At 71.5% G+C, this 17003-nt stretch carries 17 protein-coding genes; 10 read left to right on the top strand and 7 right to left on the bottom strand.

All coding sequences use genetic code 11. The features are described from left to right. Positions 1-129: 129 nt before the first annotated feature. Complete coding sequence (locus P5G59_RS08995; protein WP_301218127.1) at positions 130-1341, top strand: MFS transporter; 1212 nt, start codon at positions 130-132, stop codon at positions 1339-1341. 22 nt (positions 1342-1363) lie between these two features. Here the strand turns inward: P5G59_RS08995 and P5G59_RS08990 are convergent, their stop codons facing one another. Continuing rightward, a complete protein-coding gene (locus P5G59_RS08990; RefSeq protein WP_301218125.1) occupies positions 1364-2257 on the bottom strand; it encodes a helix-turn-helix domain-containing protein in 894 nt (297 codons plus the stop codon). Between the two features lie 155 nt (positions 2258-2412). On the opposite strand from P5G59_RS08990, the gene P5G59_RS08985 reads away from it, so the two are divergent. The 3 genes from P5G59_RS08985 to P5G59_RS08975 all read left to right on the top strand — a co-directional run bounded on the left by P5G59_RS08985 (position 2413) and on the right by P5G59_RS08975 (position 6036). After that, the gene (locus P5G59_RS08985) at positions 2413-4728 is read left to right on the top strand and encodes a HelD family protein (protein WP_301218124.1); all 2316 of its coding nucleotides are present in this window, start codon (positions 2413-2415) and stop codon (positions 4726-4728) included. A gap of 90 nt (positions 4729-4818) precedes the next feature. Then, complete coding sequence (locus P5G59_RS08980) at positions 4819-5442, top strand: DUF805 domain-containing protein (RefSeq protein WP_301218121.1); 624 nt, start codon at positions 4819-4821, stop codon at positions 5440-5442. A 78-nt stretch (positions 5443-5520) separates the two neighbouring features. Further along, a complete protein-coding gene (locus P5G59_RS08975; RefSeq protein ID WP_301218118.1) occupies positions 5521-6036 on the top strand; it encodes a hemerythrin domain-containing protein in 516 nt (171 codons plus the stop codon). Between the two features lie 13 nt (positions 6037-6049). Here the strand turns inward: P5G59_RS08975 and P5G59_RS08970 are convergent, their stop codons facing one another. The 4 genes from P5G59_RS08970 to P5G59_RS08955 all read right to left on the bottom strand — a co-directional run bounded on the left by P5G59_RS08970 (position 6050) and on the right by P5G59_RS08955 (position 10833). Further along, entirely contained in the window at positions 6050-6655 is a 606-nt protein-coding gene (locus P5G59_RS08970) for a class I SAM-dependent methyltransferase (RefSeq protein ID WP_301218115.1), read from the bottom strand. A gap of 65 nt (positions 6656-6720) precedes the next feature. Continuing rightward, positions 6721-7542 (bottom strand): ribokinase, encoded by an 822-nt coding sequence (locus P5G59_RS08965; RefSeq protein ID WP_301218113.1) that lies wholly within the window; start codon positions 7540-7542, stop codon positions 6721-6723. Between the two features lie 62 nt (positions 7543-7604). After that, complete coding sequence (locus tag P5G59_RS08960) at positions 7605-8975, bottom strand: MFS transporter (RefSeq protein WP_301218111.1); 1371 nt, start codon at positions 8973-8975, stop codon at positions 7605-7607. A 22-nt stretch (positions 8976-8997) separates the two neighbouring features. Further along, positions 8998-10833, bottom strand: coding sequence for a glycoside hydrolase family 15 protein (locus P5G59_RS08955; protein ID WP_301218109.1), 1836 nt, complete (start codon positions 10831-10833; stop codon positions 8998-9000). A gap of 127 nt (positions 10834-10960) precedes the next feature. Here P5G59_RS08955 and P5G59_RS08950 point away from each other — a divergent pair, with 127 nt between their 5' ends. Genes P5G59_RS08950 through P5G59_RS08935 form a run of 4 tightly spaced genes read left to right on the top strand, consistent with a single transcriptional unit; the run spans position 10961 to position 13397 of the window. Next, positions 10961-11326: a hypothetical protein gene (locus P5G59_RS08950; RefSeq protein ID WP_301218107.1), complete on the top strand. Its 366-nt coding sequence runs from the start codon at positions 10961-10963 to the stop codon at positions 11324-11326. Then, the gene (locus P5G59_RS08945) at positions 11323-12069 is read left to right on the top strand and encodes a DUF998 domain-containing protein (protein WP_301218105.1); all 747 of its coding nucleotides are present in this window, start codon (positions 11323-11325) and stop codon (positions 12067-12069) included. The genes P5G59_RS08950 and P5G59_RS08945 overlap by 4 nt, the downstream gene beginning before the upstream one ends. 40 nt (positions 12070-12109) lie before the next feature. Then, positions 12110-12775 (top strand): Type 1 glutamine amidotransferase-like domain-containing protein, encoded by a 666-nt coding sequence (locus P5G59_RS08940; RefSeq protein WP_301218103.1) that lies wholly within the window; start codon positions 12110-12112, stop codon positions 12773-12775. A 58-nt stretch (positions 12776-12833) separates the two neighbouring features. Beyond that, positions 12834-13397, top strand: a complete 564-nt coding sequence (locus P5G59_RS08935) for a hypothetical protein (protein ID WP_301218101.1) — start codon at positions 12834-12836, stop codon at positions 13395-13397. Here the strand turns inward: P5G59_RS08935 and P5G59_RS08930 are convergent. Both P5G59_RS08930 and P5G59_RS08925 read right to left on the bottom strand, forming a co-directional pair. Continuing rightward, a complete protein-coding gene (locus P5G59_RS08930; protein WP_301218099.1) occupies positions 13394-14122 on the bottom strand; it encodes an RES domain-containing protein in 729 nt (242 codons plus the stop codon). The genes P5G59_RS08935 and P5G59_RS08930 overlap by 4 nt on opposite strands. A gap of 50 nt (positions 14123-14172) precedes the next feature. Then, a complete protein-coding gene (locus P5G59_RS08925; RefSeq protein ID WP_301218097.1) occupies positions 14173-14556 on the bottom strand; it encodes a hypothetical protein in 384 nt (127 codons plus the stop codon). Between the two features lie 142 nt (positions 14557-14698). Here P5G59_RS08925 and P5G59_RS08920 point away from each other — a divergent pair, with 142 nt between their 5' ends. Further along, the gene (locus P5G59_RS08920) at positions 14699-15628 is read left to right on the top strand and encodes an alkaline phosphatase family protein (protein ID WP_301218095.1); all 930 of its coding nucleotides are present in this window, start codon (positions 14699-14701) and stop codon (positions 15626-15628) included. Positions 15629-15772: 144 nt separating this feature from the next. Beyond that, positions 15773-16927: a glutathione-independent formaldehyde dehydrogenase gene (locus tag P5G59_RS08915; RefSeq protein WP_301218093.1), complete on the top strand. Its 1155-nt coding sequence runs from the start codon at positions 15773-15775 to the stop codon at positions 16925-16927. Positions 16928-17003: the final 76 nt, after the last annotated feature.

The following is a 17003-nucleotide window of genomic DNA, read 5'->3' as shown; positions in this document are numbered from 1 at the left end:
TTCTTCGCGTTCTCGGCGGCGTGTCGGTCGAACAAGTCCGGAGCTGATGGCGGGGAGGTCCGGACGGTCGATCAGGTGAGGCGGACGATCGGTCGGGTGCGGCAGACCGGCCGCCGCCAGACTGAGGGCATGAGCGTCGAGACCTCCCCCGTGCCGGACACCGCCTCCGTTCCCGCCGTCAAGCCCGAAGGCCGGGCGTCGTGGGGCGGGGTCGTCGCGCTGATGGCCGGCGTGTTCGCGCTGGTGACCGCGGAGTTCCTCCCGGCCAGCCTGCTGTCGCCGATCGCCTCCGGCCTTCACATCACCGAGGGGACGGCGGGGCAGGCTGTCACGGCCACCGCCCTGATCGGCGTCGTCGCGGGCCCCGCGATCGGGCCGCTGTTCCGTCGCCTCGACCGGCGCACCCTCCTGGTCGGGCTCGCGCTGCTGGCGGCGCTGTCCAACATCCTGGTCGCCACCGCGCCGCAGTTCTGGGTGCTGCTCGTCGCCCGCGTGCTGCTCGGGATCGCGATCTCGGGCTTCTGGTCGATGGCCGTCGCCGTCGCCGCGCAACTGGTGCCGCCCGCCCACCTCGGCCGGGCGATGATGATCGTCAACACGGGCGTCTCGCTCGCCACCGTGGTCGCCGTGCCACTCGGCGCGTTCCTCGGCGCCCTCTGGGGCTGGCGTGCGGTGTTCGTGCTGGTGGCGGTCATGTCGGTCGCCGCGGCCGTCGCGCAGCGGTTCCTCCTGCCGCGGGTGGCGCCCGCCCAGGGCTCCGGAGTCCGGGCGCTCTTCGGGGCACTGCGGTCGCCGGTCATGCTCGTCGGGCTGCTCGGGATCGCGCTGCTCGCCGGGGGCCACTTCGCCGGCTTCACCTATATCCGGCTGGGGGCGGCCGACATCCCGGGCCTGACCACGGCCGGCCTCGCCGCGCTGCTCGCCGCCTACGGCCTCGGCGGTTTCGCCGGGAACCTCGTGGCCGGCGTCGTCGCCGACCGGAGGCTGCGCACCGGGCTCGTGGTGATGCCCGCCGTGCTCGGGGCCGCGGTCACGGTGTTCGCGCTGCTGCCGAACCAGGTGCCGCTCGCCGTCGCCGCCGTCGTGCTGTGGGGCTTCGCGTTCGGCGGCGTCCCGACGCTCGTGCAGACCTGGGCGGCACGCGTGGAGCCGGAGCGGATGGAGGCGGCCGGAGGGCTCGTGGTCGCCGCGTTCCAGCTCGCGATCGCGCTCGGCGCCGCGGCGGGCGGCCTGCTGGTCGACGGCGCGGGCGTCAAGGAGGCGCTCGTCGCCGGAGGCATCGTCGCCGTGCTCGGCGGTGTGCTGCTCAGCACGGCGCGCCGCCGGCGCACGGACGGCTGACACGGACGGCTGACACGGACGCCTAGGCCGGGAGCGCGGTCGCGCCCGCGGTCTCCCGCCTCCAGGTCGCCGGGCTCTCCCCGGTGTGGCGGCGGAACGCGCGGCTGAACGCGACGTCGGAGCTGTAGCCGAGACGGGATGCGACGTCGGCGACGCTCAGCCGGCCGTCGCGCAGCAGCCGTGCAGCGTGCTCCATCCGCACGGCGGTCAGGTAGCGGTTGGGCGAGTCGCCCACCAGCTCCCGGAACCGCTCGGCGAACACCGTGCGGGAGGCGCTCGCGACGCGGGCCAGCCGCTCCACCGTCCACGGCTCCCCGGGCGCCTCGCGCATCGCGGCGACGGCCCGGGCGATGTGCGGGTCGCGGACGCTGACCAGCCACTGGTCGGGAGCGCATCCGTTCTCCACCCAGGAGCGCACGGCGGCGGAGGCGATGATGGTCGCGATCCGGCTCGCCATCAGGCAGTTGCCGGTCCGCATGCGCCCGAACTCGATGCCGAGCGTCTGGATCAGCGGCCCCATGGACGGCTCGCGCACGACGAACCCGCACGCGCCGAACGACTCCGGCAGCGCGAGGGTGAACGGCTGCCCGGAGGTGCTCGCCGCGGCCAGCTCGCCGGAGGCGACGACGGCGTCCTCGCTCGCGGTGACCCGGTGCGCCCCGGCGCGCGGCAGCATCAGGAAGTCGCCCGCGGTCAGCCTGACCGGCAGCGCACACCCGGCGATCTCGACGGAGCCGGAGACCACGTAGTGGAAGCGGACCGAACCGGCGGGCACCACGGTGCTGCGGCCGGCGGCGAGCGCGGTCTGAGCGAAGCCCAGCAGCGTCCAGTCGAGGCGCAGCAGAAGGCTCTCGAGGTCTTCCAGCACCGGGCGGACGGGCGACTCTGCGGTGGCGGCGCTCGCGGTCTCACTCATGAGAGGTCGAACCCCGCGGCCGCGCCGGTCATTCCCCTGCGCTCGTCCCCGCGCTCCCCTCCCCGCATTTCCAGGATATCCGAGGGGACCCCTCTTGCAGCAAGGCCCCGGTGGTGGTCCAGAATCGTCACCCTGCGCTTTCTCGAAGGGACCCCATGACCGTTGCCGCCCTCCCTCCGTTCGCCCTCGACGCCCACCCCGCCAAGGCCGACCCCGCCCTGATCGGCGACGATGTCGAGCACTTCGCCCGGCTGGAGCGCACGCTCTCGGCGGAGGTCGAGGAGCTGGAGCGGCGGCTCGCCGCGGAGCTCGGCACGACGGCGACAGGTCAGGACGCGTACGAGCGCGACCTGGAGGTGCGCCGCATCACGCAGCGCCTCCGGCTGCTCCGCCGCTACGGACCCGACCTCTGCATCGGGCGGGTGGTGGGCGAGTCCGGGACGCTGTACATCGGCCGCGTCGGGGTGACCGACGGCGACGGCGACCGGCTGCTGGTCGACTGGCGCGCTCCCGCGGCCGAACCGTTCTTCGGTGCCACCCGGGCGGAGCCGATGGGCGCCCGGTCGCGGCGCCGCTACCGCTGGAGCGACCGCCGGATCACCGACTACTGGGACGAGGCCCTCAGCGACGACGGGCGCGGCGACGGGGAGCCGACCGCGGCGCTGGACGACCAGTCCGTCTTCATCGCGAGCCTCGGCGCCTCCCGCACCCGGCGAATGCGGGATGTGCTCGGCACCATCCAGGCGGACCAGGATCTCATCATCCGGGCGAGCGGACGCGGCACCCTCGTGGTCGACGGCGGCCCCGGCACCGGGAAGACGGTGGTGGCGCTGCACCGGGCGGCCTACCTGCTGTACTCCGACCCCGTGGTGCAGAGCGGGCACGGCGGCGTGCTGTTCGTGGGGCCGTCGCACGCGTACACCGACTACGTCGCCGACATCCTCCCCGGGCTCGGCGAGGAGGGCGTGCGCACGTCCACGCTGGCCGACCTCGTGCCCGGCGTCGACGCGGCAGTCCCGGAGGCGGACGGCCGCGTCGCACTGCTGAAGGGCGACGCGCGCATGCCCGGAGCGGTCGAGGCGGCCATCCGGCTCGCCGAACGACCGCCCGCCGGCGCGACAGTCGTCGAGACGCCGTGGGGCGACCTGCGGATCGGCCAGCGGGAGTGGGCGGAGGTGATGGGCGCCGCCGACCCCGCCGCGTCGCACAACGACGCACGCGGCGAACTGTGGCGCGCCCTCCTGGAGCTGCTGGTCGACGTCGTCTCCGCGCAGGCCGGTGACGACGGTCCGCGCCGCGACGGCCCGTGGGGCGACGGGGGATGGGGCGACGCGGGCTCCGGCTGGGACGACGAGCAGCGGCGCGGCTTCGACGACGAGGAGCAGTTCGACGCCTACGGCCTGAGCGGCCCGGACGCGGATGCCGACACGATCCGCCGCGGGCTCTCCGAGGACCCGGAGTTGCGGCGCGTGTTCGACACGGTGTGGCCGCTGCTCGATCCGTTCGCGCTCGTCCGGAGTCTGTGGGGTTCGCCCAGACTGCTGCGGCGGTGCGCGCCGTGGCTGACCGCGGAGGAGGCGGCCCTCCTGCAGCGGCCGGCGTCGAGCCCGTGGACACTGTCCGACGTCCCGCTGCTGGATGCCGCCCTCCAGCGCGCGGGCGACCCGGAGCGCGAGGTGCGCCGCCGCCGCGCGGAGGCCGCCGCCGCGGCGGACCGGGCCGTGATGGACGACGTGGTGCAGACCCTCATCGCGACCGACGACTCCGACCTCAAGACGATGTCGATGCTGCGCGGCCAGGACCTCCGCGGCGCACTCGACACCCTGGGCGCGCCGGTCACCTCGGCGGAGGAGGTGCTCGCCGGGCCGTTCGCGCACGTCGTGGTCGACGAGGCACAGGAGCTGACGCCGGCCGAGTGGGGCATGCTGCTCCGGCGAGTGCCGTCCCGCAGCCTGACCGTGGTGGGCGACCGCGCCCAGGCCCGGCACGGCTTCCCCGAGAGCTGGGAGGAGCGGCTCGGCGGCCTGGGCCTGACGGACGTGACCGTGGCCTCACTATCGATCAACTACCGGACGCCGGCCGCCGTCATGGCGGAGGCGGCGCCCGTCATCCGCGCCGTGCTGCCCGACGCGAACGTGCCGTCGTCGATCCGCGACAACGGCATCCCGGTGCGCCGCGCCGCACGCTCGGAGCGCGACCGAATCCTCCGGGAGTGGCTGGCGGCGCACGACGAGGGAACCGCCTGCGTGATCGGCGACCCCGCCTTCCGTGCGACCGAGCGCGTGCGGTCGCTGACCGCTGTCGAGGCGAAGGGACTCGAGTTCGACCTGGTGCTGCTGGCCGACGACGCTCCCGGCATCGTCGCCGACCCGGCCGCGGTGATCGAGGCGGCGGTGATCGAGGCGGCGGTGGACCGCTACGTCGCGATGACGCGCACGACCGGCGAGCTGGTGCTGCTCGGCGACGGCTGACTCGGCGAGGCCAAGGTCCCGCGCCGTCACCTCGCACCGCAGTATCCTGGCGGCGTCCGGTGCGCCCGGCGCCGGATCGAGGGGGTCACCATGATCGAGCCCGGAACGCAGGCGGCGCCGCGCGCGCCCCTGTGGGCGCCCTGCTATGGCGCCTCGTTCGGCGAGGCCTTCATCCGCTACTGGAAGAAGTACGCACGGTTCGACGGCAGGGCGAGCCGCAGCGAATACTGGTGGTGGGCGCTCGCCGACGCGCTCATCCTGTTCGCCCTGTACCTGGTCGCGCTGGCCGGTGCGATGGTCGGCTCGAGCGTCGACTCCGAGGGGAGCTTCACTCCGGGGCCGGGGATCGCGGTCGGCGTGATCCTGCTCGTCGGCTGGTGGCTCGCCACGGTCATCCCGGGGCTCGCCCTCGCGGCGCGGCGGCTCCACGACGTCGACCTGAGCGGGCTCTTCCTGCTGCTGCTCCTCATCCCGAGCCTCGGCGGCTTCGCGATCCTGGTCATGACGATCCTGCCGCCCAACCCGCGCGGTGCCCGGTTCGATCGCCCGGACGGCGAGGTGCCCGGCTACGTCGCGCCCACCCCGGGGACGTTTTCGACGCCGCAGGACTACAGCCGCCCGCAGGTCCCCCTCCCGTACGCCGGTCCGGCCGGAGGTCAGCCGCTCTATGCCGCGCCCCCGCCGGAGGAGCCGCCGGGCGACGCTCCGCGGTAGCAGACTCCTGGGTCCTCTGCGAGTACCGTGCAGCGCAGACGGGCACCCGCCGCGGGCGCCGCCGAGGAAGGAGTCGCCGTGGACATCACCGAGGTCATCCTCTCCGACCACCACGAGCAGCGTCGCATGTTCGCGATGCTGGAGGAGATCGACACGTCGGATCGGGACGCGCTGTCGGCGGTGTGGGGCCGCCTGAGGATCCTGCTGGAGGTCCACGCGAAGGCGGAGGAGCTGCTCTTCTACCCGCGGCTGGTGAAGCTGCAGCGCGACCTGGTCGAGAAGGAGTCGCCGCAGGAGGAGACCGAGGACGCCATCCACGACCACAACGAGATCCGCGACGCGATCGCGGGCGTCGACGACCACGAGGTGGGCTCGATCGACTGGCTGAAGGCGATCGCGGAGGTCAACGAGGTCAACAGCGACCACATGGCGGAGGAGGAGCGTCAGGGTCTCACCGACGTGCGACGGCACCTCGACCGCGACGAGCGGCACCGGATGGCGGTGGCGTTCCTCGCCTTCGAGTCCCGCCATGCCGCGGCCGGTGTGGCCCCGCACGACGAGGACCCGGAGGAGTACGTGGAGGAGCACTCCTGAGCGGAGACGCTCCCTACTGACCGGACCGCCGCCGAGCCACGATCGCGCCCTGGGGGCGGGCACCCGACTGCGTCCGTTCGTACGTCTCGACCACGTCGAACCCGGCGGCCTCCACCTCTGAAGCGAGGAGCGGCACAGGCCAGCGGTAGCCGTCGACCACAGCGTGCGGGAACCGTTCCAACGTCGGCCAGGTGAAGAATCCGACGAGCAGGCCTGCGCCGGGGCGCAGCACCCGGGCGAACTCGCGCAGCGGCGCCCGGATGTCGTCCGGTTCCCGGTGGATCAACGAGTACCACGACAGAACGCCGCCGATCGAGGAGGTCTCGGCGTCAAGCCGGTCGAAGCCGCCGACATCGAACCGGACTCCGGGATAGCTCCGCCGTGCTCGGGAGATGAACTCCGGCACAAGGTCGACGCCGCTCACGTCCTTCCCGCGCGAGGCGAGGTGATCCGTCCACTGCCCCGGACCGCATCCCGCATCGATCACCGGGCCCTCGAGGGAGTCGGCCCACGTGGTCACGAGTTGCAGATCGGCGGGATGCACGGGCTCCATGGAGCCGAACAGGTCGATGTATTCGGCCGACCGGCGCGCGTACGCATCCCTCACCCCACTCGACACGTCGTCCAGCTTAGGGACCGGAGGCGTGGCGACGGAACCGTCACGAGGGCGGACGACGTCAGCGCTCAGGCGATCGCCTCGTAGTCGCGGAGCGCACGGAGGACCGGCTGGGAGGCCGGGTCGGCCACGGCGTCGGCGGCTACCGCGGACGCCGTGGCGAGAGCCCTCGGCGCGTCGACGCCTGCGGCCAGGCAGAGGGCGACGGCCGCGCAATAGGCGTCGCCCGCGCCGACCGAGTTGACGACCGTCGCCTGCTTGGCGGGGACCTCCACTCGCCGCTCGCCGTTCTCGACGAGCGCGGAGCCCGCGCTGCCGGAGGTGACGATCACGCGTCGAGCTGTGCCGAGCGACAGCTGCGCATACTCGTGCTCGTTGACCACGATCAGGTCGGCCCGCCGCACGAGCGCCTCGGGGAGGTCGCGCGTCGGTGAGGCGTTCAGGACGGTGAAGGCGTCCGTGGACAGGAACGCTGCCTCCACTACCTCCACCGGCACCTCGAGCTGCGCGATCAGCAGGTCGAACCCGCCGACCGCGGGCGGCCGTGCCTCGTCGTTCGCCCCGGCGCTGACGACGATCTGGTTCTCGCCGTCGTCGCCGGTCACGATGAGCGCGACACCGGTCGGCTCGCCGACGCGACGCACGTTCTCGACGTCCACCCCCGCATCCCGCAGCGCGGCGAGGGCAAGGTCACCGTCCGCGTCCTCGCCGACTGCGCCGAACATGGTCACGTCGGCGCCCAGGCGCGCGGCGGCGATCGCCTGGTTCGCGCCCTTGCCGCCGGGCTCGCGATGGAAGCCGCGCCCGATGACCGTCTCCCCCGGCTTCGGAAGGCGAGGCGCGGTGGCGACGAGGTCGATGTTGATGCTGCCCAGCACCGCTGCCCTCATGGCGTCATCGCTCCAGCACCCGTCTCGTCGCCGCGGCGACCAGGATAGCGCGGGCGACCTCCTCACGTCGCCGCGGGCACCGCGTCCGGGCGCTTGTGCGGCAGGAACCCGGAGACCACAGCGCCGCCGAGTGCGACCACGACGAGCACCAGCATCGCGAGCACGTAGCCGCCGGCGCGCTCCCCCGCACCGAAACCGAGCACCGTCGCCACGATCGCGGTACCGAAACTCGAGCCGAGGTTGGAGACGCTGCGGGAGAGTCCGGAGATCTCCCCCTGCTGCGCCTCCGGGAAGGCGGACTGGACGACGTTGACACTCGGCGTCAGCATCACGCCGACGCCGAGCCCGATGACGAGCAGCCCGGGCGCGAACGGCCAGGCGCCCGGGATCGCGCCCACCAACAGGAGCAGCAGCGTGCCGATGCCCGTCACCACGAAGCCCACGAGGATGAGCGTGCGCTGGGCGACCAGCCGCACCAGGCGTCCCGCTGCGAGCGACGACGCGAGGATGCCGACGGTCGCCGCGGTGAAGATGACGCCGGTCTCGATCGCGCTGTACTGGCGGACCACCTGCAGGTGGCTGGAGACGAGGAACGAGATGCCCATCAGCAGCAGCCACTGGAAGTTCTGGGTGGCCAGGCCCAGGTTCGAGACCCGGTTGCGGAACAGCGCGGTGGACAGCAGCGGCTCACGACCGCGGCGTTCGAGTCGGCGGATCCAGACGAAGAAGAGTGCGACGATCCCGGCGCCGGCGATCAGCAGGACGACCGCGAGCAGCGGCACGCGGTCGATGGCGAGGATGCCGGCCACGAACACCACCAGGCCGCCGCCGGAGAGCACCGCGCCGAGCACGTCGTAGGGCCGTGAGAGGTCCGCGGCCAGCGGGTCCTTGAGCGCGAGCGCGAACACGATGATGACGACGATGATCAGTGCCTGGAAGAGGAAGGCGGCGCGCCAGCTGATGGCGCTGCAGATCCAGCCGCCGATGAGCGGACCCGTGGCGGCCCCGACGCCGCCGGCCGCGCTGACCAGGCCGAATGCCCGCGCCCGACCCTGCACGTCCTTCCAATAGAGCGTCACCAGGATGTAGACCGGCGGGATGAGCAGGGCGGTTCCCGCGCCCTCCAGGATCGAGTTGCCCAGGATGAGCAGCCCGAGCCCCGGCGACAGCGCGCTGAGCACCGCGCCGACCCCGTAGACGCCGAGGCCAAGCAGGAAGCACACCTTGCGGCCGAGCACGTCGGTCAGCTTCCCGAACGGCACCATCAGCGCTGCCATCGTGAGCAGGAACAGCGTGATCGACAGCTGGATGCCCGCGACGGTCGTGCCGAGGTCGCGGCTCATGTCGTTGAGCATCACGTTCATGTTCGAGCCGGCGAAGGAGCAGATGAACTGCGCCAGCGCCAGCGGGACGAGCGTCCACGAACCCCTCACGGCGATCCCCCGTCCGCCCGGTTCAACGCCGCGAGCGTGCCGCGAGCGCCGCGTCGAGGTCGTTCGCGGCGCGGATCAGCGCCAGATGGGTGAAGGCCTGCGGGAAGTTCCCCAGTTGCAGGCCGGAGGGGTCGATCTCCTCCGCGTACAGGCCGACGTGGTTGCCGTAGGTGAGCATCTTCTCGAAGGCGTACTCGGCCTCGTCCAGGCGCCCGGCGTCGGTCAGCGCCATCACGTAGAAGAAGGAGCAGAGCGAGAAGGTGCCCTCCTCCCCGGGCAGCCCATCGGGCGAGGCGGCCGGGTTGTAGCGGTACACCAGGCTGTCGCTGACCAGCTCGTCGCCGATCGCGTCGAGCGTCGACAGCCACTTCGGGTCCTGCGGCGAGATCATGCCCACCCTCGGCATCAGCAGGGTGATCGCATCCACAACATCGGTGCCGGGATACTGCGTGAACGCCTTCCGCTCCGGGTTCCAGCAGCGGGTGAAGACCTGCTCGTAGATCGCGTCGCGCGCGGCCATCCAGCGCTCGAGCGGCGCGGGGAGGCCCCGGTCGCGGGCGATGCGGATGGCGCGGTCGAACGCGACCCAGCACATGATCCGGCCGTAGGTGAAGTCCTTCCGGCCGCCGCGGGTCTCCCAGACGCCCTCGTCGGGCTGGTCCCAGTTCTCGGCGAGCCAGTCGAGGATGCCGCGCAGCTTGGTCCAGCCGGGGTCGCCCAGAGGCCGGAACCGCTCGCCCACGGCGAGCGCCTCCAGCGCCTCCCCGTAGATGTCGAGCTGCAGCTGGTCGGCGGCGCCGTTCCCGACGTGCACCGGGGTCGACCCGGCGTAGCCCTCGAAGTGATCGAGGGTGAGCTCCTCCAGGTCGGAGGAGCCGTCGATCCGGTACATGATCTTCAGCGGCCCGGAGTCCTCGCCCACCTGCTCGACGACGCGATCGCCCACCCAGAGCATGAACGAGACGGCCTCCTCGGTGTAGCCGAGGGACAGCAGCGACGAGACCGAGAACGACGCGTCGCGGATCCAGGTGTAGCGGTAGTCCCAGTTGCGCACGCCGCCGAGCTGCTCGGGCAGCGCAGCGGTCGGTGCGGCGACGAGGGCTCCGGTCGGGGCGTACTGCAGCAGTTTGAGGACCATGGCGGAGCGCTCCACCGCCTCGCGCCAGCGGCCGGTGTAGGTGCTCCGGGACAGCCAGTCGCGCCAGAAGGCGACGGTGTCGCGGAACAGCCGGTTGCCGCGGGCGCGGCCGAGCTCCCGGGGTTCGCCGGTCGGTTCCGTCTCGAAGGCCAAGAGCCGGCGCTCCCCCGCGGACAGCGTGATCGTGGTGTCGACGTCGTCCCCGTCGAGCGCGTCCTCGCCGACGCCGTGCAGCGCAGCGCTCATCCCGTCGGCCTCGAACAGCACGCCGTGACGGGAGGCGCGCGCGGTGTAGGACCGGCGGCCGTAGTCGAAACGCGGACGGCATTCCACGTGGAAGGTCAGCTCGCCGCGCACCACGCGCACGGCCCGCACGATGGTACGGCTGGGGGTCGCGACAGTCGGCTCGTCGGCGACGGGCATGAAGTCGATCACCTCGCCGACGCCGCCCTCCGACATGAACCGGGTGATGAGCACCGCGGTCTGCGGGAAGTACATCTGCTTCACGCGCATCCGCTCCCCGCGGGCGTGGATGCGGAAGTACCCGCCCTTCTCCCGGTCGAGCAGCGAGGCGAACACCGAGGGCGAGTCGAACCGCGGGGCGCAGAACCAGTCGATGCTCCCCGCGTCGGAGACGAGCGCGACGGTCTGCAGGTCGCCGATCATGCCGTGGTCGTCGATCTCCGGGAAGGCCTGCTCCCCGTGCGCGTCCGCGTCCATCTCCACCCCCGCGTCCCCCCGGATGACCCCGGTCTCGCGCGCATGGTAACGCCGTGCTCCGGGGCGCGGGAAGACGGATCATCGGGGGCAGTCGTCCCCTTGCCGCACCGGGCGGCGCGGAGGCATCATGCCCCCGAGCGAGGAGGCGCGGATGACCGGCGTCCGGCACGGCGGAACGGAGCGGATGTCGGCGCGTGCCGCCGCCCTCGACCTCGAAGGCGCCTCGATCGTGGTCGGCGCCGCAGCACTCGTCGTCGGCGTGATCGTGTCGGCCCCGTTCTTCTGGGGGCGGTCCCTGCCGATCGCCGGTCCCGGCTCGTGCTCCCAGTTCGCGGCCCTCGCGGCCGGGGTGATCGGCGTCGCCGCCTACGTCGTCGGCCGGCTCTGGCACCGCACGTCGCTGACCGCGTTCGGCGGCCGGCCGGACCGTCCTGCGGGCGAGTCCCCCGCCCCCGCTCGGCGACCGGGACGGCCGTCTTCGACACCGCTGTGATCGCGATCGCGCACGGCATCACCGCGACGCTGGGCTGGCTGGTGCTCGGCGCGATCCTCGCGAACGGCTTCACGGATGCGACCGTCTACGCGCTCTCGGCGAGCGTGCTGGTCGGCGCCGCCGTCGGCTTCACCGCCTACGCCGTGTTCCTCTCCGCCGCCCGCATCGACCTCATGCGGCTGTCGAGCCTGCTCGCGGTGTTCGCCGTCGTCGGTATCGTCGCCGCCATGCTGAGCGCCCCGGACCCGTACTGGTGGAAACTGCACCTGAGCGCCCTCGGGATGTCGGACAGCGTCTCGTCGCTCACCTTCAATCTGACCCTCATCGTTGCCGGGCTCATGATGGCCGCCATCGCCCGGTACGCGACGGACCTGACGCACGTCGAGCCGGCGGACCGGCCGGCGCGGCTGCGCGTGCGGGTCTGCCTCATCCTGATCGGGCTGCTCCTGGCCGGGGTCGGGCTGTTCCCGCTGGATGTCTCCCGCATCCTGCACAACGTCTCGGCGGTCGGGATGCTGATCGCGTTCACCCTGCTCGTGTTCTGGGTGCGCCGCGCGCTGCCGGAGGCGCCGCGTTCGTTCCTGGTGTTCGGCTACGTGTCGTTCGCAGTGATCGTGGTCGCGGCCGTCTTCTTCGTCACCGGCTACTACGTGCTCACCGCGACCGAGTTGATCGCCGGCGTGATCGTGTTCGCCTGGCTCACCGTGTTCCTGCGCGTGAGCGGGGCCGCGGCGCGGGTCTAGGGTGGTCGGCGATTCGGCATGTCGGTCGGGGAGGTCGTCGATGAAGCTGCTGCTCACCTCGGGCGGTGTCACGAACCAGGGCATCCGCGACGCGCTGATCGGGATGCTCGGCAAGCCGATCGCCGAGAGCGACGCCCTGTTCATCCCCACCGCTCAATGGGGACAGCCCGTCTGCGGTCCGCAGAGCGTCTGGAGGTCGACGGCAGGACGCGGTGACGGCAGCCTCGTCGGCCTCGGCTGGCGATCCGTCGGCGTGCTCGAGCTGACCGCGCTGCCCAGCATCGACGACGAGCGCTGGGTGCCGTGGGTGCGCGAGGCGGACGTGCTGCTCGTCGACGGCGGGGAGGCCCGGTACCTCGCGACCTGGCTGCAGCGCTCGAAGCTCGCCGACCTGCTGCCCGAGCTCACCGACACAGTGTGGGTCGGAGTGAGCGCGGGCAGCATGGTGCTGACCCCGCGCGTCGGCGGCGAGTTCCTCGACTGGCAGCCGGACGGCCCGGACGACACACTCGGCCTCGTCGACTTCTCGATCTTCCCCCACCTCGACTACCCCGGATGGAGCGGCAACACTCTCGAGGCCGCCCGGCGCTGGGCGACGCGCATCCCCGGCCGGTCGTACGCGATCGACGACCAGACCGCCATCGCCGTGGTCGACGGAGACATCGAGGTGGTCGGCGACGGACGCTGGGAGCGGTTCGATCACTGACCCGGAATCCGTCGCGAGGACGACGCGCGCGTTCACCTGAGGTTCCTATGCTGTGGCCATGGTGATGCGAACGGTGGATCGGCTGGTCCCCTGGATCGTCGGAGCGCTCGTGGCGACGGTGGCGATCGGCGCGGTGTACGGGGCTGTCCAGCAGGGCGACAGGTCGTCGGCCGACGACGCCCCGCAGGCGCTGATCTCGCAGCTGGTCTCGGTGTCGGGCAGCGACACCCCCGGGGCGGCGCAGAACCCCCGTGTGAACGTCGCCGAGAGCAGGATGCCGTTCTACGTCGTCTACAACGCCGACGGACGGCCGATCGCGGGCGACGGCTACCTCGACGGGAAGCGGGCACGCATCCCGGAGGGCGTGCTGCAGAGCACGGTCGCCAACGGGTCGGACCACCTCACGTGGGAGCCGGAGCCCGGGGTGCGGCTGGCCCTGACGACCGCCCGCGAGGGCCAGGTCGTGATCGCGGCCGGCCAGTCCCTCGCCGCCTTCGAGCAGCGGACCGACCGCCTCGGCCTGCTGTTCCTGCTCGGGTGGGTGCTCACTCTCGCGGCACTCGCATGCGGGGCCGTGCTGCACGTCGTCCTCGGCCGACGCCTCGACCGTCCGGGCTCTTAGCGCGAATCGATGCGATGGAAACGCAGCGCGCGCGTGAAGGCTGCGTCGGTCAGCTCGATCGGCTCTCCGCTATCGACACCCACCGGCTCGACGGATAGCCCAGCGTCGATCGTCCGCATCCAGTAGGCCCATGAGGTCCCGTCTGTCTCAGCGGAACGCCCGTACTTCGAGGTGAATCGGATGCCTAGCGGCTGCGTTCCGTCTTCCAGCGTGACCTCTTCGCGGAGCCATGTCGCGATTCGCGTCGTCAGCTTGCGGTCGTTCGAAGTGACCTCCGACAGCGTCAACGTCCCGCTGATTCCCCGCTTGAGGAGCACATCCTCGAGCCCGGCGGAGATCGCAGACAGCGTGCCGCTGCTCATTACATCGACCCACCAGCCTTCCGGGAACGTCAACTTGTATACACGCCGACCGTCGCGCCAGATGGAGGGGAGCCAGCCTGGCTGCATGTTCCCCGCCTTGAGCCAATCCGCTTCGACCATCTCGCGTGCAGCTTTTGCCGAAATCCCGAAGAGGTCTGCCGTCTTCCGAATGGCTCGGTTTCGGCTCGCGGCTTCGTCGTGAGCCCAGGCCAACGCTTCGATGAAGGCGGTCTCGGGGCTGTCGGACGCGTAGACGGTGCGGCCCGGCGTGTCCCAGCGACTCCACGCGCGCCTCTTAGTCCCCTCCCGCACGGGCGGATTCATGGGGCCGTAGGACGACTTCGCCACGCGGTAGACGGGCATCACCGGACTCGAAACGAGGTGCAGTCCGGTCGCTGCATCCACCCGATCCGTCACCCGACGAAGCCGTCCTCGACCATCGCCGCGGCGGCCGCAGCCGCCTCCTTGAATCGGTTCTCGCGAATCGCATCGACCGGGGTGTCGTAGTCCAGGAGTGGGTTCGAGCCGATGAACCACATCCGCGCCACGTGCTCGCCCTCCGATGCCGTGATCGCCAACCACTGGGTATGGGCGAACTGAAGCCTGCGTACGGCATCGTAGTTCGGCTCGGGACCGTCGGCGCGAGCCCACTTGTAGCTGATCTTCGGGTCCTTGCTCCCGGCGAGGGACGCGACCAACGTCGCCCCCAACGCGGAGTTCAGGCGCCTCGTGATCTCGCGGATGCCGATCTTCGCGGATGCCGCGTGGGCATTGCGAGTCGTCGTCGCCATGTTCATCGGGACCACCTCCGCCATCACCCTAGCACCCGGAACCCGAAAGGAGCACAGATAATCCACGGATGGATTCCTCTGAAAGCCACGACAAATCTACCGTTTCACCACCCTGACGTTCGAGCGGAGGGGCGCGTAATCTCCAGAAATGGCGAAGCGTGTTCCCGGTGCCGTAGGCATGGTCGTACTGGCGCTCGCGCTGTGCGCGTGCAGCGGGGACGCACTGCCGGCTCGCCCCGGGAGCCCGACCGGCGACGCCGGGACCAGTCCGTCGCCGACGCCGGGGGCGATCCAGCACATCGTGGTCGTCGTCGAGGAGAACAAGCCGGCGCAGTCGATCGTCGGCAACCCGGCAGCGCCGTACCTGAACGGACTCGCGCAGTCGTCGGCGCAGGCGAGTCGGTACTCGGCCGTCGCGCATCCCAGCCTGCCCAACTACCTGGCGCTGACCAGCGGCACGACCGCGGGCATCACCACCGACTGCAACCCGCCGGGCGGATCGTGCCTGGACACCGGCCCGAACATCGCACAGGCGCTCGACCCGGCCGGCCGGACCTGGCGGATGTACGCCGAGAGCATGCCGACGCCCTGCGCCACGGCCAACACCCCGCTGTACGCGGTGAAGCACAACCCGTTCCTTTACTTCCCGAGCGTCACCTCCGACCCGGCCTACTGCCGCAGCCACGACGTCCCCTACGACCGCCTGGCGGGCGACCTCGCCACGACCACGTCGCTGCCCGACTTCGCCTTCATCGGCCCGAGCCTGTGCGACGACATGCACGACTGCTCCATCGCCCACGGGGATGCGTGGCTGCGGGACAACATCCCGCGCATCCTGGAGTCGCCCGCCTTCACCGGGCAGCGCTCGCTGCTGGTGATCACCTTCGACGAGGGCGACTCGGCGGACAACACCGTGGCCTGCATCTTCGCCGGCCCCGCGGCACGCCCGCACGCCGTCGCGTCGCAGCCGTTCACCCACTACTTTTCGCTGCTGCGCACCATCGAGGACGCGTGGGGCCTGCCTCCACTGACCGCCGAGGTCGCCCAGGCGACGCCGATGACGGCCATGCTGCGCTGAGACACGGGTCACTCTGCCCGCCTCCATCTGTCAAGCGGGTCCGCCGGCGGGATTCGCGCCTACGGTGCGTGCGGTAGCGGAGCGACGCCCGGATCGGGATGAGCGAGCGCCGCCCCTCGTATCCATCGATGGAGGGAAGAAGCAATGAAAGCAGTCGTATACGACGGTCCGCGTCAGGTCAGCGTCCAGGATGTCCCGGACGCCCGGATCGAGCGGCCGACGGACGTCCTCGTGCAGATCACCTCGACCAACATCTGCGGGTCCGACCTGCACATGTACGAGGGCCGGACGGACTTCGAGACCGGGCGATGGTTCGGCCACGAGAACCTGGGCCGGGTGGTCGAGGTCGGCTCGGGTGTCGACAAGGTCCAGGTGGGCGAGTACGTCGTCCTGCCGTTCAATGTCGCGTGCGGGCACTGCAAGAACTGCGAGCGGGGCCTCACCAACTACTGTCTGACCGCGCAGCCCAAGAAGGAGTGGGCCGGGGCCGCGTACGGGTTCGCGGACATGGGTCCGTGGGCCGGCGGGCAGGCCGACCTGCTGCGGGTGCCGTGGGGCGACTTCAACTGCCTGCGGCTGGGCGAGGACGCCGCGGAGAAGCAGTCGGACTACGTGATGCTGGCCGACATCTTCCCGACCGGGTACCACGCCACCGAGATGGCCCAGGTGAAGCCGGGCGATCAGACCGTGATCTACGGCGCCGGCCCGGTCGGCCTGATGGCCGCCTACTCGGCCACGCTCAAGGGCGCGAGCCGTGTGATGGTGGTGGATCGCCATCCCGACCGCCTGAAGCTGGCGGAGGAGATCGGGGCCATCGCGATCGACGACTCCAAGGTGGACCCGGTGGAGGCCGTCAACGAGCTGACCATGGGGCTCGGAGCCGACAACGGGTGCGAGTGCGTCGGCTACCAGGCGCACGACGTCGAGGGCCACGAGCACCCGAACATGACGCTGAACCGGCTGGTGCAGTCGGTTCGATTCACCGGCACGATCGGGGTGGTCGGCGTCTACGTCCCGCAGGATCCCGGTGCATCCGACGAGCTGGCGAAGCAGGGCGAGGTCGTGTTCGACTACGGGCAGTTCTGGTTCCGTGGGCAGACCATGGGCAGCGGGCAGGCGCCGGTGAAGAAGTACAACCGGCGACTGCGCGACCTGATCGCCGCCGGCAAGGCGACCCCGTCCTGGATCGTCAGCCACGAGCTGAGCCTCGATGAGGCACCCGACGCGTACGAGCACTTCGACAACCGCGACGACGGCTGGACGAAGGTCGTCCTCCACCCGGCTGGCGCGAACGCCTGACGGCCGGATGAGCCCCGGCGGCGCCCGGCACCCTCCGGGCGCCGCCGTCCGGAGGGAATCGCCCGCGGCGCTCCCC

The organism is Leifsonia virtsii (assembly GCF_030433675.1).
Lineage (GTDB): Bacteria > Actinomycetota > Actinomycetes > Actinomycetales > Microbacteriaceae > Leifsonia > Leifsonia virtsii.
This window is presented reverse-complemented; position numbering and strand designations above follow the sequence as displayed.

Excerpts from the sequence above, each read along its gene's own strand:
- P5G59_RS08995 (WP_301218127.1), top strand. The coding sequence starts at position 130 with ATGAGCGTCGAGACCTCCCCCGTGCCGGACACCGCCTCCGTTCCCGCC.
- P5G59_RS08990 (WP_301218125.1), bottom strand. The coding sequence starts at position 2,257 with ATGAGTGAGACCGCGAGCGCCGCCACCGCAGAGTCGCCCGTCCGCCCG.
- P5G59_RS08985 (WP_301218124.1), top strand. The coding sequence starts at position 2,413 with ATGACCGTTGCCGCCCTCCCTCCGTTCGCCCTCGACGCCCACCCCGCC.
- P5G59_RS08980 (WP_301218121.1), top strand. The coding sequence starts at position 4,819 with ATGATCGAGCCCGGAACGCAGGCGGCGCCGCGCGCGCCCCTGTGGGCG.
- P5G59_RS08965 (WP_301218113.1), bottom strand. The coding sequence starts at position 7,542 with ATGAGGGCAGCGGTGCTGGGCAGCATCAACATCGACCTCGTCGCCACC.
- P5G59_RS08955 (WP_301218109.1), bottom strand. The coding sequence starts at position 10,833 with ATGGACGCGGACGCGCACGGGGAGCAGGCCTTCCCGGAGATCGACGAC.
- P5G59_RS08950 (WP_301218107.1), top strand. The coding sequence starts at position 10,961 with ATGCCCCCGAGCGAGGAGGCGCGGATGACCGGCGTCCGGCACGGCGGA.
- P5G59_RS08940 (WP_301218103.1), top strand. The coding sequence starts at position 12,110 with ATGAAGCTGCTGCTCACCTCGGGCGGTGTCACGAACCAGGGCATCCGC.
- P5G59_RS08935 (WP_301218101.1), top strand. The coding sequence starts at position 12,834 with ATGGTGATGCGAACGGTGGATCGGCTGGTCCCCTGGATCGTCGGAGCG.
- P5G59_RS08930 (WP_301218099.1), bottom strand. The coding sequence starts at position 14,122 with ATGCCCGTCTACCGCGTGGCGAAGTCGTCCTACGGCCCCATGAATCCG.
- P5G59_RS08925 (WP_301218097.1), bottom strand. The coding sequence starts at position 14,556 with ATGAACATGGCGACGACGACTCGCAATGCCCACGCGGCATCCGCGAAG.
- P5G59_RS08920 (WP_301218095.1), top strand. The coding sequence starts at position 14,699 with ATGGCGAAGCGTGTTCCCGGTGCCGTAGGCATGGTCGTACTGGCGCTC.
- P5G59_RS08915 (WP_301218093.1), top strand. The coding sequence starts at position 15,773 with ATGAAAGCAGTCGTATACGACGGTCCGCGTCAGGTCAGCGTCCAGGAT.